Below are 16329 nucleotides of genomic sequence, written 5' to 3' on the forward strand. Positions count from 1 at the left end.
AGCTCACTCCAGCTTGATGCCCGCGTTTTTGACCACGTCGGCCCAGCGCTTGGACTCGCTCTGGATGAAGGTGTCGAACTGCTTCGGCGTGCCGCCCACCGGGTCGATGCCGTACTCGATCAGCTTGGCGTGCACCTCCGGCGAGTCGAGCGCGGCCTGCGTTTCGGTCGACAGCTTGTCGAGGATCGCCTGCGGCGTCTTGGCAGGCGCCAGCAAGCCGATCCAACTACCACCGGTCAGGCTGGCGTAGCCCTGCTCGGCCATGGTGGGTACGTCTGGCGCAGCGGGCCAACGCTTGGCGCTGGTGATGGCGAGGGCGCGCAGCTTGCCGGCCTTCACCTGCGGCATCATGGTCTGAACGGAGTCGAAGGCCATGGCCACCTGGCCTGAGAACAGGTCAGGCAGTGCCGGCGCCATGCCCTTGTAGGGCACGTGCGTCATTTCGGCGCCGACCGTTTGCGCGAACAACTCGGCAGACAACTGCGCCCCCGACCCGGTGCCGCTCGATGCGAAAGTGGCGCTTTTCGGGTTGGCCTTGGCCCAGGCGATGAAGTCCTTCAGGTTGGTGGGCGGCAACTGGGCGCTGGAGACGACGAGCAAGGGGATGTGGCCGAACTGGCTGACGCCCACCAGGTCCTTGAGGGGTGCGTAGCTCATCTTGCTGTACAGGCTGGGGTTGATGGCGTGCGCGGCCACCACCACCAGCAGGGTATAGCCGTCAGGCGCAGCACGGGCTACCTGCGCCGATCCGACCTGGCCGTTGGCGCCGGCCTGGTTATCAACGACGATGGGATTCTTGAGTCGGTCGGACAGCTTTTGCATGACCAGCCGCGTGACCGCGTCCGACACCCCGCCAGGCGTGTACGGCACCACGACGCGGATGGGCTTGGTGGGATAGGTCTCCTGCGCTCCCGCGGGCGCGGCGACCAGCATCAGTGAACCGAGGGCGGCGGCGAGCCATTGGCGGCGGAATGTCGAACGCATGGTGTCTCCTGGGGGGTCAGTGGGGAAAATCAACGGAATGCGGTGCCAGCACGCCATCGTCGACCCATTGGCGGGGCACGCGCACCGGAAGGTCGAGCAGCATCTGCGCGAAGGATTTGCCCAAGGGGTCGGAGCGGAGGCTGGCGACGCCGCCGCCGCCCAGTGCCCGTTGCAGCACGAAGTTGAGCGCGTGCAAGCCGGGCACGTCGAAGCGCTCGACTTCACCTAGCAAAAGATGGGCAAACCAGTCCTTAACGCGCTGAGGCGTGAGTTGTGCGCGCAGCACGGGCAGGCATTCGGGCCGGCGTGCGATGACGCCAATGTTTTCGTCGTCGCCCTTGTCGCCACTGCGGGCCCAGGCGAGGGCCACCAGCGGCACTTCGACGCCGTCAGTGACGTCCGGGGCGTCTGCCGTAGCGGCGGGCACGGGCGTGGCCATCTGAGGGGGCGCCGATGCGGGCTCCGCCACGGACTCCACCTTGTCGCACAGCACCACCTGCAACGGCACTTGCGTCTTGGGCACCAAAAAAGAGAACACCTTGACGACGGGCTGCACGTCCGCGCGCCCCGTGAAGGACGAACGCGTGCCTGGCCCCATCGACGTACCCGCGGACGCACATTCGCGCTGCAGAAAAGTGAGCGCCTTCGCGTCTGCGTGCCGCGCACCGATCCGCAACACCACTTCGCGGGTCGGCAACGCGCGCGCGTGGGGGCCGTACAGCGCTTCGCAGCCCAGCAGTTCGACACAGTTTTCGGTGTAATCGTCTAAACCATGCTGGCGCATCTGCGCGCGGGTGCGCGCGAGCAACGCCTCCGCGGTCTTGCGCGCCTTCGCCGGCGCGTCGATGCCGCGAATGGCCATCAGCTGCTGGATTTGGTAGCCGTCGCGCCATGTGCCATTGGCCTTGTAGGTGTGGGTGGGCGGTCGGCCGCGAGCGCCTTGTACTCGTACGCGGCCCGGATCCAGGGCTTCCACGCGCACCTGGCGAAAGTCGCAGGTCACGTCGGGCATCAGGTAGTGGGCCGGGTCACCGACTTCATACAGGATTTGCTCGGCCACCGCGCCGGGATGGATCAGCCCGCCGGTGCCTTCGGGCTTGGATAGCACGAAGCTGCCGTCCGGCGCGCAGTCGATGACCGGGTATCCGATGTCGGCCCAGCCCGGCACCTGCTGCCAGTCGGTGAACAGCCCGCCCGTGGCCTGGGCGCCGCATTCGATAACGTGGCCCGCCAGCGTGCCGGCGGCCATGCGATCCCAGTCGTCCCAGCGCCAGCCAAATTCATGGGCGAGAACACCCAGGACCACGGCGCTGTCCACGCAGCGGCCCGTGACGACGATGTCAGCACCCATCGCCAGCGCTTGGGCGATCCCGCGCGCGCCGACATACGCGTTGGCCGAACACAAGGTGGCGGGCGGCGCTTCGCCCGAGTACAAGTCGCGCAAGCCCGAAGCGCGCAGTTGCTCGAACTGCGGCAGGACGTCATCGCCCGTCACCACCGCGATGCGCGGCGCCAGGCCCTGTGTGGCCGCCACCGCCGCCAGCGAATCGCGGCACGCCATGGGATTCAGCCCGCCCGCATTGGCGACCACGCGCACGCCGCGTTCGCATATTGCGTGCAGATACGGCGCCATGGCGGCGTGGACGAAGTCGGTGGCGTAACCGAGCGATACGTCCTTGGCGCGGGCACGGGCCAGGATGGCCATGGTGGTTTCTGCCAGGTAGTCATACACCAGGTACTGCATTCCCGGCACGCGCAGCAATTGCGGCGTTGCGATGGCCGAGTCGCCCCAAAAGCCTGACGCACCGCCGATGCGCACTGTCTTCGGCGTCATGCCGCCGCCTCGATGCGCAGCAGCAATGCGCCCAGCGTCGACTGTCCGCCTGCTTGCGCGGTCACTTCGGCCACCACGCCGGCCATCGGTGCGGTCAACGTGTGTTCCATCTTCATCGCTTCTAGTACGACAAGCCGTTGACCCGCCTGCACCAGGTCGCCCGTGGCCACGGCCACTTCGACAATGCGGCCTGTGAGGGGCGCCGTGACCGCACCGCTGCCGACTGCTGCGTTCCGTGGCGTGCGGTCGCTCACGCAGTCGAAGCGCCAGATGCGCCCCGCATGACAGCAGTGCAGGGCGTCGGGCTGGCGCGCCACATGGATGCGCTCCGTAACGCCATCGCATTCGGCGTGCAGTGTGTCAAGCGACTCGTCTTGCCATGCCGCGTGGCGAAGGGTGTAGGCATGGTCTCCCAGCCTCAACATCCAGCCGTCGTCGGCGTCGGACAGTTGCGCATCCCAGCGCTCACCGCAATGCGCCAGCGAAACGCGGGCCGTTTGCCCGCCCAGCCGAATGGGACGAATGTGTCCTTGTGGGTGCGGCATCGCTTGTGCCAAAGTGGCGAAGGCGGCCAGCGCCACGGTGCGCAGCGGCGGTTGCCGCCGCTCAGACAAGCGGGCGCCAAAGCGCTCCTGAACGAAGCCGGTATGCACCTGGCTGCCCTCGGCGAACACGGGGTCGGCCAGGCAGTCGGCCAGGAAGCCCTGGTTGGTGGGTAGGCCCAGCAGTACGCACTGCTCCACCGCGCGCAGCAGCTTGCGCCGCGCTTCTTGGCGGGTGCGACCGTGTGCGACCAGCTTCGCCACCATCGAGTCGTAGTACGGCGACACCACGCCGCCCTCGGCGAGGCCATGGTCTACGCGCACGGCGTCACCTTCCGGTCGTCGCCAGCGCAGGACGGGTCCAGTCTGGGGTAGAAAGCCAGCGGCCACGTCCTCGGCCGTCAGGCGCACCTCGATGGCGTGGCCGTTCAGCTGAACGTCGTCCTGCGCAAGCGTCAGCGGCTCGCCAGAGGCGACGCGCATCTGCCATTCGACCAGGTCCAGACCGGTGATTGCTTCGGTCACGGCGTGTTCGACCTGCAGGCGCGTGTTCATCTCCATGAAGTAGAAGCGTCCGTCACGGTCGAGCAGAAACTCCATCGTGCCTGCGCCGATGTAGCCGATGGCACGCGCGGCCCGAACGGCCACTTCGCCCATGCGCGCGCGCAGCGCGGTGTCGACGGCGGGGGAGGGTGCTTCCTCGATGAGTTTCTGGTGGCGGCGCTGCACCGAGCAGTCGCGCTCGCCCAGGTGGATCACGTGGCCGTGGCTGTCCGCCAGTACCTGAATCTCGACGTGGCGTGGCGCCAGCACGGCGCGCTCCAGGATCAGTTCATCGCTGCCGAAAGCGACCCGCGCTTCCGACCGTGCGGATGCCAGTGCCTCTGGCAGCGCAGCGGCATCGTCGACCAGCCGCATACCCCGCCCGCCCCCACCGGCAGCTGCCTTGACCATGACCGGAAATCCGATGTCTGCGGCGGCAGCGAGGAATGCGGCATCACCCTGGTCTTCGCCCTGATAGCCCGGAATGCAGGGCATGCCGGCGGCCAGCACCAGGCGCTTGGCCTGGGCCTTGTTGCCCATGGCGCGAATGGCCGCGCCCGGCGGGCCGATGAACACCAGGCCGGCGGCGTCGACCGCGTCGGCAAATTCCGCGTTTTCGGCCAGAAATCCATACCCGGGATGCACGGCGTCTGCGCCCGAGCGCTCGGCCACAGCCAAGATGGCGGCGATGTTCAGGTATGAGTCCCTGGGCGCTGCGCCGCCAATGCACACGGCCCGGTCTGCCGCCTGTACATGAGGCGCATCTCGATCCGCCTCCGAATACACGGCCACGGTGCCGTAGCCCAGGCGATGCGCGGTGCGCATGACGCGGATCGCGATTTCGCCCCGATTTGCGACGAGCACGGTGTGAAAGGGCCTGATCTGCTTGCGAAGTGTCATGGTGCAAATCCGCTCAGGCGTGCACATCGGCGGTGCCAAAAGCCTGTCGCCATGCGGCCGGGCGCTTCTCTCGAAAAGCGGCAATGCCCTCGGCACCCTCGTGGCGCATGCAGGCGGCGAACTGCTGCGCCGCATCGTCCAGCAAGGTGTCGTCGCTTTCGTGTCCGCAGCGCCGCAGCAGTGGCTTCAGTGCGCGGTTGGCACCGGGCGCGCAGGCACACAGTCGCGTCAGCCATTGCGCGAGCAGTGCGTCCAGATGCGCTGTATCTGCCGCCAGTTCGTCCACCAGGCCCAGGGCCTGCGCGTCTTCGCCGCTCAGGCGTTCACCGAAGAGGCCCAGCCGGAGCGCCGCACGCTGCCCCACCCGCGCCACCACGAAAGGCGCGATCTGCGCGGGAATGATGCCGAGCGAGGTCTCGCTCAGCGCGAAGCGCGCATCCTGCGTCGCCAGCACCAGATCGGCTGCACACGCCAGGCCCATGCCGCCGCCCATGGCGCCGCCTTCGACGACGGCGATCAAGGGAATGGGAAGCGCGGCCAGGCGCTGCATGAAGCGCCCGAAATCGCGATTGCGTGCGGCGATGGGGTCGTCGTTCGAGTCTTGCGCCGAGAGCCGCACCTGGAAGTTGACAACGTTGCCGCCTGCGCAAAAAAAGCCGCCGGCACCTCGCAGCACCAGCGCGCGGACTTTGTCATCGGATTCGGCCACATGCACGATGTCGGCCAGTTCAACCACCATTTCGGGGGCCAGGGCATTGCGCGTGTCGGGCCGGTTGAGGGTCGCGAACAGCACGTCGTGCTGGCGGCGCAGAAGGATGTGGGCAAGGTCGGCCATGTCACATCTCCATCAGGCCCATCTTTCGGGCAATCACCATCATCATCACCTCGTCGGCGCCGCCCCCGATGGAGCCCAGTCGGTAGTCGCGATAGGCGCGCGACACGCGGTTGTCCCACGTGTAGCCCATGCCGCCCTGGAACTGCATGCACCAGTCCGCGATCTCGCGCCCCAGCCGACCGGCCTTGAGCTTGGCCATGGACGCGAGTTCGGTCACGTCCTCGCCATCGATGTAGGCCAGCGTGGCGCGGTAGGTGAGCGAACGCAGGGCTTCAAGCTCGGTCTTCAGCTCGGCCAGCTTGTACTGGATGAACTGGTTGTCCAGCAGCGGCCGGCCAAATGCCATGCGCTGGCGCAGGTAGTCGGCGGTTTCGTTGATAAGGTCGATGCTGGCCAGGCGGCGTGCCGCGCCGTCCAGGCGTTCTTCCTGAAACTGCTTCATCTGGTAGACGAAGCCCATGCCTTCTTCGCCGATGCGGTGCCGCACGGGCACGCGCACCTCGTCGAAGAAGATCTGCGCGGTGTCGGATGACCACATGCCGAACTTCTTGATCTTCTGGATCTCGACCCCTTTCGCGCGCCTTCCGTTTTGCTTCAGCGGCACGACGATGAGCGACTTGTTCTTGTGCGGCGGACCCTCCGAAGTATTGGCCAGCAAACAGATCCAATCGGCCTGCGTGCCGTTGGTGATCCACATCTTGGAGCCGTTGATGACATAGTCGTCGCCGTCCCGCCGCGCGCGGGTCTTCAGGGACGACACGTCGGAGCCAGCGCCCTGTTCCGACACGCCGATGCTTACCACGACATCACCGGCAATGGCCGGCGCCAGAAACTCCCGCTTCAGTTCGTCGGACCCGAACGCCGCCAGCGCAGGGGTGGCCATGTTCGACTGCACGCCGACGCCCATGCCCACGCCTTGGGCACGCGCGTGACCAATGGCCTCGGCAGCGGCCAGCGCGTAGGAGAAATCGAGCCCCATGCCGCCATAGGCTTCGGGCTTGGTGATGCCGAGAAAACCCAGCCGACCCATTTTTTTGAACAACTCATGGGCCGGGAAAACTTCGTTGGCTTCCCATTCGTCGACAAACGGGTCGATTTCAGCCGCGACGAAACGGCGCATGCTGGCCATCAGTTCATGGTGTTCAGCGGTGTAAAGCACAGTGCTTCCTTCAGAAGCGGGCCACGCCGAACTGCACGGCGCGGGGTTGACGGGCCTCGGCCTCGCGCCCAGTGGCCAGCACAAAGGCCAGCACGGCGCGCGTATCACGAGGGTCGATCACGCCGTCGTCCAGCAGATGGCCGCTGGTATAGAACGCGCTGGACTGGGCGGCGAAGTGGCCGATGATCTCGGCCTTCTGCGCCGCGAGCCGGTCTTCGTCCACCGGCGTGCCCTTGCGGTCGGCCTGCTGGCGGGCGACGATTTCCAGGGTCGCGGCAGCTTGCTCGCCGCCCATGACCGCAGTGCGCGCGTTGGGCCACGAGAAACAAAAGCGTGGCCGGAACGCGCGCCCGCACATGCCGTAGTTGCCCGCACCGAATGACGCGCCGCAATAGATGGTGATCTGCGGCACCCGCGAATTGGCGAGGGCCTGGATCAGCTTGCTGCCGTGCTTGATCATGCCGGCTGTTTCGGAGGCGCGACCGACGATGAAGCCGGTGGTGTTCTGCAGAAAGACCAGTGGCGTCCCCGACTGGTTGCACAGCTGGATGAACTGCGCCGCCTTGGTGGCACCGGCGGGATCTATCGGGCCGTTGTTGGTGATGAATCCTACTGCGTGGCCTTCGATGCGCCCATGCCCGCAGACCGTGGCTGGACCGTAGTCGGGCTTGAAGTCCATCCAGCGCGAACCGTCCACCACGCGCGCGATGACCTCGCGCATGTCTACGGGCTTGCGGTGCTCCAGCACCATCACGCCTGCCAGTTCTTCCGGGTTCAGTTGGGGCGGATCGGCGTCACATGCAAAGGGTGATGTCGCGGCGTTCCAGTCGAGGGCGGCCACGATATCCCGGGCCAGGGCGACGGCATGGGCGTCGTTCTCGGCGACGTACTCGGCCAAGCCGCTCAAGCTGGCGTGCATGTCGGTGCCGCCCAACTCCTCGTCCGTGGCGACTTCGCCCGTGGCGGCCTTGAGCAAGGGCGGGCCGGCCAGAAAGGCCTTGGCCTGCCCGCGCACCATGACCACGTAGTCCGACAGACCGGGCAGGTAGGCGCCGCCGGCCGTGGATGAACCGTGCACCACCGTTACCACCGGCAGACCGGCGGCCGACAAGCGCGCCAGGTTGTAGAACATGCCGCCGCCTCGGATGAATTTTTCCACCCGGTATTTGCGCAGGTTGGAGCCGGCCGATTCAACCAGATGCACGAACGGCAGGCGATTCTCTAGCGCGATGTCCTGGCAACGCATGAGCTTCTGGTTACCGGCCTCGGTGAGCGCGCCCGCGTCGATGCCCGAGTCGGTGGCGACCACCATGCAGCGCACGCCCGAGACATAGCCGATCCCCGCGATCTGCGAGCCGCCCGGCACGCAACGGTCAAGGTCAGCGTCGTCCATCCCATAGCCGGCCAGGTTGCACAGCGGAAGGAAAGGCATGCCGGCATCCAACAGACGGCCCACGCGCTCGCGGGGCAACAGTGCGCCTAGTCTGTTGAAGCTCGCCGCCGCACGCGCAGACGTGTCGGCGGCCCGCTGCTCGAGCGCGCGCAACTGGCCAACCAGATCCAGCATGCCCGCACGCTGCGACTGGAAGGCCTCAGAGGCAGGGTGAATGCGCGATGCGAACGGGATCATGAAGAGCGGTTGCGAAGTGCCAATTGGGTGCGGTGCTGCGTGCCGACCGGCGGTTCAGTTGGACTGTGATGGTCGGATGGCCCCATTGCAAGGCAACGTTTCACCATTGGCAAATGCCGTCGCTGCCTATGTGCATAATGTGCACATAGGGGATACCCGCATGACGACTTCACGACCGGTCAGTGGCGCACAAAGTGTGGAGCGTGCGGGAGCGCTTCTGCGGTGCATCGCGGCCAGTCATGCCGACGGAATTTCGTTGCAGCGCCTGGTGGACGAAACCGGTTTGGACCGCACGACCGCCTGGCGCCTGGTGGGTTGCCTGGTTGCGCAGGCGCTGGTGCGCAAGGACGTGGCCACGGGCCTTTACTACTTGGGAGTCGAAGCGTCGGCCTTGGGTGCGGCTTGCATGGATCGGCCGCCCCTGGTGCAATCGTGCTTGCCCGCCATGAAGGCGCTGGCGCGACTGTCGGGTGACAACGTGTTCCTCATGGTGCGCTCCGGCGACCACAGTCACTGCCTGCACCTGGAAGAGGGCGAACACCGGGTACGGTCGTTCGCGCTCAATGTGGGCAGCACGCGGCTGCTGGGCCAGGGGGTTGGCAGTCTGGCGCTGCTGGCGTCGTTGAGCGACGATGCGCTGGCGGCCCACTACCGGCGGCACGAATCCGAATATCAGTCCGACGACGTGGGCCTGGCTCGCCTTCGCCGGTGGGCAGGGCAAACGCGCGAATCCGGACACTCGCGCGGCAGTTCGGGAGGAGTCGCGGGCGTGGGTGTGGGCTTTCGATTCGGATCGTGTGGCCACGCCGCATTCAGCATCGTGGCGCCGCGCACGCGCCTGCCACGCGCCCGCAGCGAGGAACTTGCGATGGCAATGCAGCGCGAGCTTCGACGGTGGGATCTGCGGCCCGAGGCTTGAGCCCAGCCGCTGCCGACCTATGCGGCGCGTGCTTCACGCACCATGTTGCGCGCAATGATGATCTGCTGAATCTGTGTAGTGCCTTCGTACAGGCGGAACAGGCGCACGTCGCGGTAGAAACGCTCAATACCGTAATCGGCCATGTAGCCTGCGCCGCCGAGGATTTGTACCGCACGGTCGGCCACGCGCCCGTACATTTCGGTTGCGAACATCTTGGCGCATGAGGCCTCGGTGGCTACGTTGCGGCCTTCGTCGCGCCGCCGGGCGGCGTCGAGCGTCATGCATTCGGCAGCGTACAGCTCGGCCTGGCTGTCGGCCAGCATGGCCTGGACGAGCTGGAATTCGCAGATGGGCTGACCAAATTGCTTGCGTTCCAGCGAATAAGCCAGCGCATCGCGTAGGATGCGTTGCGCCACACCCACGGCCACGGCGGCAATGTGGATGCGCCCTTTTTCGAGCACTTTCATGGCCGTCTTGAAGCCGCGGCCCTCCTGCAGCCCGATCAGGTTGGCCGCGGGCACTCGGACATTCTCGAAGATCACATCGCAGGTGTGTGCGCCGCGCTGCCCCATTTTTCTGTCGTAGGGTCCGAAGCTGATGCCGGGACTCTTCGCATCGACGATGAACGATGACACGCCGCCCGCGCCCTTGTCCTGCGGATTGGTGCGCGCCATGAGCGTGAAGATGCCGGCGTGCGGGGCGTTGGTGATAAAGCGCTTTGTGCCGTTGACCACGTAATGGTCGCCTTGAAGGATCGCCGTGGTACGCAGCGATGCCGCGTCAGAGCCGGCTTCGGGCTCGGTCAGCGCGAACGAAGCAATGACGTCGCCAGTAGCCAGCCGGGGCAGCCACTCGGCCTGCTGCTCGGGCGTGCCATCCATCAGGATACCTTGCGACCCAATGCCGACCGTCGTGCCGATCACCGACCGGAAGGCGGGCGACGTCTGGCACAGCTCCAGCAGGACGCGGCACTCCTCTTCCATCGTCAGTTCCAGGCCGCCGAACCGTTCTGGAATGGTCATGCCGAACAGGCCCAGCTCGCGCATGTCCTGCACGATGTCAGCGGGAATCTCATCGGTCTCGGCCACTTCGTTCTCGGCGGGCACCAGGCGTTCGCGCACAAAGCGGCGTACGCTGTCCAGCAGGGCTTCCAGGATCTCGGGATCACGGATCATGTGTCGGTCTTTCTACAGGGCCGCGGCAGTGCCCAGCACGGCGGTCGATTGGCTGGACAGCGTGCCGCCGTTGCCGTGGACGACGGCGGTGTCGTGCCGCGCCAGCTGGCGTGCGCCGGCCTCGCCGCGCAACTGGCGTACGGCTTCGATAAGCGCGAAGATGCCGTACATGCCGGGATGCACGCAAGACAGGCCGCCACCATTGGTGTTGACGGCCAGTCGGCCACCTGGGGCGATGCCGCCGTTCTGCACGAAGGCGCCGCCTTCTCCCTTGGCGCAAAAGCCCAAGTCTTCCAGGAACAGGATGGTATTGATGGTGAAGGCGTCGTAGACCTGTGCCATGTCCATGTCGGCAGCGTTCAGTCCGGCCATGGCAAAGGCCTGGGCGCCCGACTGCACCGCACTGGTTGTCGTCAGATCGGGCATGCACGAGATCTGCCGGTGCCAGAGGGCGGTGGCGTTGCCGAGCACGTACACAGGCGGTCGCGGCAGATCGCGTGCCCGCTCGGCCCGCGTCAGCACGACGGCGCCGCCACCGTCGGTCACCAGGCAGCAGTCGCGCACGCCCAGCGGGCTGGCGACCGGGCGGGCGGCGATGACGTCGTCGACGGTCAGTGCGTCCCGCATGAAGGCCTCGGGATTCTGCTGTGCCCACGTGCGTGCAGCCACCGCCACTTCGGCCAGTTGCGCACGCGTGGTGCCGAACTCGTGCATGTGCCGTGCTGCGGCCAACGCGTAAGCTGTAACGGGCAGCACCGGCTGGTACGGAAACTCGTACGGCTGCGGATCAAGTAAGCGCCGCGCGCTCTGCACTTCCTTGCGTCCGAAGGTGGCCGAGCGCTGAGCGCTGCCATAGCAAACCAATACCGCTTTGCACTGGCCGGCGTCCAGGGCGCGGATGGCGGGCAGCAGGTGGGCGATGAAGCTCGATCCGCCGAGCATCGTCCCATCGACATACGTGGGGTTGATGCCCAGGTGCTCGATGACAGGCATGGCCCACATGCTGCTGCTGACGCTGCAGGTGGCCAGCCCGTCGATGTCTTGCAGAGTCAGCCCCGCGTCGGCCACGGCGGCGTGCGCGGCGCGGGCCAGCAGCGTCATGTCGTCCATGCCCGGCGCTTCACCGCAGCCATAGGTGGCGGCGCCCGCAATGGCCACGCGGCCGCGCAAGCTGCGGTTGACGGTAGCGGCATCCAGGCCGGAGCGGGGCACGCGGCTCATGCTGCACCCCCCTGCTGGTGCTGGTCGAAACAGCACCAGACCACGCCCGTCCTGCTGGTCCACGAAGGCCTGCACACGCAGCCCGATCGTCACCGCGTCGGGCGCCAGCCCGTCCACCCGACTCATCATGCGCACGCCTTCGTCCAGGTCGATCAGCGCCACGTTGTAGTTACCCCCGTCGTCGGGTTTGCGCGCAATCGTGCTGGCGGAATACACCTCGCCGGTGCCCCTGGGCCGCACCCATCGCAGAGCACCATGGCCGCAGTGTGGGCACAGTTCGCGCGGGGGGAACACATGTTTCTGGCACGCGGGACAGTGCTGGACACAGAAGCGGCCAGCGTCCAGTTCGGCCTGGTAGTGGGTTTGTGCGCTCAGATGCATGGGGCGATGCGAGTGGGTCCTTGCAACTTGCAGCATGCCTGGGTCGCGGGTCAACTTCAATTCGGCAATTCGTAAGGGGGGGCTTTCATCGCCCGGCGCTCCATCGGCCAGAAGCTGGCAAGCGTCTTGCATGCGTGTATTGGTGCAAACCCGGCTTTGGCGGAAGGCAAGCTCAGGTTTGCGAAAGACGAATAGGTCAGCGGCCTTCATCTTCATAGGATGGCGTCCTAGCGCGTGCACTGGCCCGCCGTTGCACTGAACCAAATGATTGCTCCTCTGACCCTCGAATCGCATGCGCCTGCAAGCCTGCTGCAGACGATGCAGGCCGTGGCGCCAGAGTTCGTTGTGATCCGGCACGATCTGCATGCCCATCCCGAGTTGGCCTTCGAAGAGCGCCGCACGAGTGACCTCGTCGCGGATCGCCTGGCCGCCTGGGGCTACGACGTGCACCGTGGTCTGGGCGGCACGGGCGTGGTGGGGGCCTTGCGCAAGGGGGGAGGGCGTGCGCACGCTCGGCATACGGGCCGACATGGACGCGCTGCCCATTGTCGAAAAGACCGGCTTGCCCTACGCCAGCCGCTACAGCGGCAAGATGCACGCTTGCGGGCACGATGGCCACACGGCCATCCTGTTGTGCGCGGCGCGTTTTCTGGCCGAGTCGGTGCCGTTCAACGGCACCTTGCACCTCATCTTTCAACCGGCAGAGGAAAACGAGGGCGGCGCCTTGCGCATGGTGGACGAAGGCCTGTTCACGCGGTTTCCGTGCGACGAAATCTATGCGCTGCACAACTCGCCCGGTTTGCCGGTAGGCCAGTTCGCCATCAACCCGGGTCCGCTGCTGGCGTCGTTCGACCGCGCCACGGTGACCTTGCGTGGCAAGGGTGCCCATGGGGCCATGCCGCACCACGGCATCGACCCAATGCAGTGCGCCGCCAGCATCACCTTGGGCTTGCAGTCCATCGTGTCGCGCGAGGTCGACGCGCTCAAGTCGGCAGTGATCACCGTCGGGTCGATCCAGGCCGGCGAGGCCTTCAACGTGGTGCCCGAAAGCGCGCAGCTCAAGATTGGCGTGCGCACGCTCGACGCGGCGGTGCGCACGCGAGTCGAGCAGCGCATCCGCGAGTTCATTGCCGCGCAGGCGCAAAGTTATCAGCTGCAGGCAGAAGTGCTTTACGAGCGCAAGTACCCGGTGCTGGTCAACCACCCGGCGCAGACCGACGTGTTGCGGCAGGTGGCCACGCGCCTGGTCGGCGCAGACAACGTGGTCGAGCGCCCACCGGTGATGGGCAGCGAAGACTTTGCCTACATGCTGGAACACCGGCCGGGGGCTTATGTCCGCCTGGGCAACGGCACCGGCGAGGACGGGGGATGCCACGTGCACAACCCCTTGTACGACTTCAACGACAAGGCCTTGCCGCTGGGCGCGGCGCTGTGGGTGCTCTTGGCCCAAAGCCGCCTTGTCTGAACCATTCAACCAGAGGAGACACACATGAGCGCTTTCACACGCCGCCATTTCCTGCAATCCGCGGGCGGCGCCTGCACCCTGGCCGCATTGCCTGCATGGGCCAACGATGGTTTTCCCGCCAAGCCGCTGACCTTGGTGGTGCCTTACCCGGCCGGCGGAGCCAGCGACGCGTCCGCGCGCATCTTTGCCGAATCCTTCACGCAGAGCCTGAAGCAGCAGGTCATCGTCGAAAACTACGGCGGCGGCACCGGGCTGATCGGCGCCAACAAGGTGCTGAGCTCTCCCGCGGACGGCTACACCTTTTTGCACGGCTCTCCCAACGAGGTCGTTCTGCCGCCCATGCTCAACCCCGCAGCGCGCTACCGGCCAGCGGACTTTGTCTACTCGGCCCCCATCGCGACGGCGTCCATTGTGCTGCTGGTGCGCAACGGGATCTCGGTGTCGACCATGGACGAATTCCTGGATTACGCCCGGCAGCAGAGGGGCAAGCCATTGACTTACGCCACGGTCGGCGTCGATTCGCTTTATCACCTGATGGGCGATGGGCTGGCGGCGCGGCTCAGCCTGCCTTTCCTGCACGTGCCCTACAAAGGCGCGGCGCCCGCACTGCAGGACTTGGCCGGCGGGCAAGTGGACTTTGGCATCCTGCCGTATCAGAACAGCTACGACGGCATGCAGGAGCAAGGTCGGTTGAAGATCGTTTCCAGCTTCTCGAAGGACATGGCGCCTGGCCTCAAGCACATTGCACCCATTACCCAGAGCAAACAGATTCCCGACTTCGTACACGAGATCGGCGGCGGCTACTTCATGCGCAAGGGCACGCCGGCCGACCGCGTGGCTGTGCTGCGCAAGGCCATCGGCGAGGCGGTGTCGCGGCCCGACATCCGCGGCCGTCTTGAAGCGGAAGGCCGCAAAGTGGCCCAACCCATGGAAACCCAGGCTCAGGCGGACGCGGCGTTCAAGGAGATGGTTGACCGCATCGCCAACTTGCTGAAATTGATGGGGCGCAAGAACCTCGCGGCTTGAATATTCAGGGCCAGCTCGCGCAGAAATGACTTCGGTTGTGCTATTAAAATAATAGCTTTAGACGCTTCATAAACAAGCGCTGCAGGCCTATTTCTTTCAAAATTTATGGGTGGCGGAGCGTATCGCGCCACCCGGTCAGGCCAGAGATCGGCCTAACGGCGCCGCTTGGAATGGCCGCTGGCGCGGACGCCTTGTTTGATCAAAGCGCTGCGGCAATGGTCTGCAGTTGACGCTTCAGCACCTTGCCGTTGTGGCTGGTGGGCAGTTCGGTCACAACGACGAACCGGCTGGGTCGCTTGTACGCCGCAAGCTGGTCGCGCAGTCGCTCACGTGCAGCCTCTTCGTCGAAGGTGGCACCAGACGTCAGTTCGATAAACGCGATGATTTCCTCGTTGCCGTCCTGCTCGGGGCGACCTACGACAGCGCTGCGCTGCACGCCGGGCAGGTGGTTGAGCGCCAATTCGACCTCGGCCGGATAAACATTGAAGCCGGACCGGATGATCATTTCCTTCAGCCGCCCGACGACGAACAGCGCGCCGTCCGCATGCAGTTCGCCCAGATCGCCGCTGGCGTACCAGCCGCCGTCGCGCATCACGGCGTGGGTAGCCGGTGCATCGCGGAAGTAGCCACGCATCAGCCCGCGCCCCCGCAGCCACAGCTCGCCGCGTTCACCGGCGGCCAGTGGCTGGCCAGTGACGGGATCCGTGACCTGCACGTCAGCGCCATCGACCACGTAGCCGGCGCTGGTGTCGCCGCGCTGCTCGCCCAGGCGGGTGAGATGGACCGAGCCTGCGTATTCCGACAGTCCGTAACCGTGGTGAAGCGTCTGGCCGAAAGCGGTTTCGGCGCGATGTTTGAGCGTAAGGTCCAGCGGGCCCGCGCCGGTGTAGAGATAACGCAGCGACGGCGCTGTGGGATGGGTAATGCCCTTTTCATGCAGGTGGGCGAGCAGCCGCGAAAACAGCGCCGGCGGACCCTGCAACTGCGTCACGCCATGGTGCGCCAGCGCGTCCAGCAGGTCTGACGGGTCGAACTGGGGCCGCAGTACCAGCTGCGCACCCGCGTGCAATGAGGCCAGCAGTACCGTGCCCAGGCCGAAGATGTGCGTCATCGGCACGAAGGCATAAGAGCGATCATCCGGCGCGAGTGCGCGGGACTCGGCCGACACGCGCGCGAAGTGCGCCAGTGCATCGTGCGTCACCATCACGCCCTTGGGCGTACCCGTGGTGCCGGACGTGAAGATAAGCGCTGCCACCTCGTCTCTGAGGGGCAACGGTTCGACCGTGGCATCTTCGCGAACCCCGCTGTGCTGCATGCCTGGCAGCACACTGGCCACGGCCGCATGGCGTGCGCCATGTGCGGCCGCGCTGACTGAACTGCCTGCCGTGAAGTAAAGCACACGTGCGTCGGCCATGGCAGCGAAGGCGTCGACTTCGGCAGGCGCCATGCGCGCGTTGACGCCGCACGACCAGGCGCCGACGCGGCTGCACGCCAGGATCAGCGCCGCGTGCTCGGGACAGTTTTCGGCCACCACCAAGACCCGATCGCCGGGCCGCACGGCGAGCGCTCGCAGCTCTGCCTCGGCCGCGTCGGTTAGTGCACCCAGGTCGGCAAACGTCAGGCTGGGCTGGCCATGCTGCAGGTGAATGAAAGGACGGTCGGGGGATTCCTGCAGCCAGCGTTGCAGCAGCTGGTGAATGCGTTGCGCCATGGGC

The 16329-nt window shown here is 66.1% G+C and carries 11 protein-coding genes and 2 pseudogenes; 3 read left to right on the forward strand and 10 right to left on the reverse strand.

Annotated features, from left to right (window positions below):
* Positions 1 to 3 precede the first annotated feature (3 nt).
* From R0D99_RS07385 to R0D99_RS07410, 6 genes are read right to left on the reverse strand one after another with little or no spacing between them, the layout of a single operon-like run.
* On the reverse strand, positions 4 to 984 hold the full coding sequence (locus tag R0D99_RS07385) for a tripartite tricarboxylate transporter substrate binding protein (protein WP_317750753.1): 981 nt from the start codon (positions 982 to 984) through the stop codon (positions 4 to 6).
* A 16-nt stretch (positions 985 to 1000) separates the two neighbouring features.
* Complete coding sequence (locus tag R0D99_RS07390) at positions 1001 to 2818, reverse strand: acyclic terpene utilization AtuA family protein (RefSeq protein ID WP_317750754.1); 1818 nt, start codon at positions 2816 to 2818, stop codon at positions 1001 to 1003.
* Positions 2815 to 4803, reverse strand: a complete 1989-nt coding sequence (locus R0D99_RS07395) for an acetyl-CoA carboxylase biotin carboxylase subunit (protein ID WP_317751033.1) — start codon at positions 4801 to 4803, stop codon at positions 2815 to 2817. Before R0D99_RS07395 ends, R0D99_RS07390 begins: the two co-directional genes overlap by 4 nt.
* Positions 4804 to 4816: 13 nt before the next feature.
* Positions 4817 to 5638 carry an enoyl-CoA hydratase/isomerase family protein gene (locus tag R0D99_RS07400; RefSeq protein ID WP_317750755.1) on the reverse strand — a complete coding sequence of 274 codons (822 nt, stop codon included), beginning with the start codon at positions 5636 to 5638 and terminating at the stop codon, positions 4817 to 4819.
* Position 5639: 1 nt separating this feature from the next.
* A complete protein-coding gene (locus R0D99_RS07405) occupies positions 5640 to 6797 on the reverse strand; it encodes an acyl-CoA dehydrogenase family protein (protein ID WP_317750757.1) in 1158 nt (385 codons plus the stop codon).
* Between the two features lie 10 nt (positions 6798 to 6807).
* A complete protein-coding gene (locus tag R0D99_RS07410) occupies positions 6808 to 8427 on the reverse strand; it encodes an acyl-CoA carboxylase subunit beta (protein WP_317750758.1) in 1620 nt (539 codons plus the stop codon).
* A 76-nt stretch (positions 8428 to 8503) separates the two neighbouring features.
* Between R0D99_RS07410 and R0D99_RS07415 the strand changes: the two genes are divergently transcribed.
* Positions 8504 to 9346: an IclR family transcriptional regulator gene (locus tag R0D99_RS07415; protein ID WP_317750759.1), complete on the forward strand. Its 843-nt coding sequence runs from the start codon at positions 8504 to 8506 to the stop codon at positions 9344 to 9346.
* A 17-nt stretch (positions 9347 to 9363) separates the two neighbouring features.
* Here the strand turns inward: R0D99_RS07415 and R0D99_RS07420 are convergent, their stop codons facing one another.
* The 3 genes and pseudogenes from R0D99_RS07420 to R0D99_RS07430 form a co-directional block, all read right to left on the reverse strand.
* Complete coding sequence (locus tag R0D99_RS07420; RefSeq protein ID WP_317750760.1) at positions 9364 to 10521, reverse strand: acyl-CoA dehydrogenase family protein; 1158 nt, start codon at positions 10519 to 10521, stop codon at positions 9364 to 9366.
* A 12-nt stretch (positions 10522 to 10533) separates the two neighbouring features.
* A complete protein-coding gene (locus R0D99_RS07425; protein WP_317751034.1) occupies positions 10534 to 11958 on the reverse strand; it encodes an acetyl-CoA acetyltransferase in 1425 nt (474 codons plus the stop codon).
* Between the two features lie 78 nt (positions 11959 to 12036).
* Positions 12037 to 12495, reverse strand: a pseudogene (locus tag R0D99_RS07430) (hypothetical protein); the annotation flags it as partial.
* Between R0D99_RS07430 and R0D99_RS07435 the strand changes: the two are divergent.
* Positions 12388 to 13588 (forward strand): annotated as a pseudogene (locus tag R0D99_RS07435) (M20 aminoacylase family protein). The pseudogenes R0D99_RS07430 and R0D99_RS07435 sit on opposite strands and share 108 nt — an antisense overlap.
* 24 nt (positions 13589 to 13612) lie before the next feature.
* Entirely contained in the window at positions 13613 to 14614 is a 1002-nt protein-coding gene (locus R0D99_RS07440) for a tripartite tricarboxylate transporter substrate binding protein (protein WP_317750761.1), read from the forward strand.
* 199 nt (positions 14615 to 14813) lie between these two features.
* Here R0D99_RS07440 and R0D99_RS07445 read toward each other — a convergent pair whose 3' ends face one another.
* Positions 14814 to 16325 (reverse strand): class I adenylate-forming enzyme family protein, encoded by a 1512-nt coding sequence (locus tag R0D99_RS07445; protein WP_317751035.1) that lies wholly within the window; start codon positions 16323 to 16325, stop codon positions 14814 to 14816.
* Between the last annotated feature and the right edge of the window lie 4 nt (positions 16326 to 16329).

Origin of the sequence: Ottowia sp. SB7-C50, assembly GCF_033110285.1 — a bacterium.
GTDB lineage: Bacteria > Pseudomonadota > Gammaproteobacteria > Burkholderiales > Burkholderiaceae_C > Ottowia.

Excerpts from the sequence above, each read along its gene's own strand:
- R0D99_RS07420 (WP_317750760.1), bottom strand. The coding sequence starts at position 10,521 with ATGATCCGTGATCCCGAGATCCTGGAAGCCCTGCTGGACAGCGTACGC.
- R0D99_RS07440 (WP_317750761.1), top strand. The coding sequence starts at position 13,613 with ATGAGCGCTTTCACACGCCGCCATTTCCTGCAATCCGCGGGCGGCGCC.
- R0D99_RS07395 (WP_317751033.1), bottom strand. The coding sequence starts at position 4,803 with ATGACACTTCGCAAGCAGATCAGGCCCTTTCACACCGTGCTCGTCGCA.
- R0D99_RS07400 (WP_317750755.1), bottom strand. The coding sequence starts at position 5,638 with ATGGCCGACCTTGCCCACATCCTTCTGCGCCGCCAGCACGACGTGCTG.
- R0D99_RS07410 (WP_317750758.1), bottom strand. The coding sequence starts at position 8,427 with ATGATCCCGTTCGCATCGCGCATTCACCCTGCCTCTGAGGCCTTCCAG.
- R0D99_RS07390 (WP_317750754.1), bottom strand. The coding sequence starts at position 2,818 with ATGACGCCGAAGACAGTGCGCATCGGCGGTGCGTCAGGCTTTTGGGGC.
- R0D99_RS07415 (WP_317750759.1), top strand. The coding sequence starts at position 8,504 with ATGGCCCCATTGCAAGGCAACGTTTCACCATTGGCAAATGCCGTCGCT.
- R0D99_RS07385 (WP_317750753.1), bottom strand. The coding sequence starts at position 984 with ATGCGTTCGACATTCCGCCGCCAATGGCTCGCCGCCGCCCTCGGTTCA.
- R0D99_RS07445 (WP_317751035.1), bottom strand. The coding sequence starts at position 16,325 with ATGGCGCAACGCATTCACCAGCTGCTGCAACGCTGGCTGCAGGAATCC.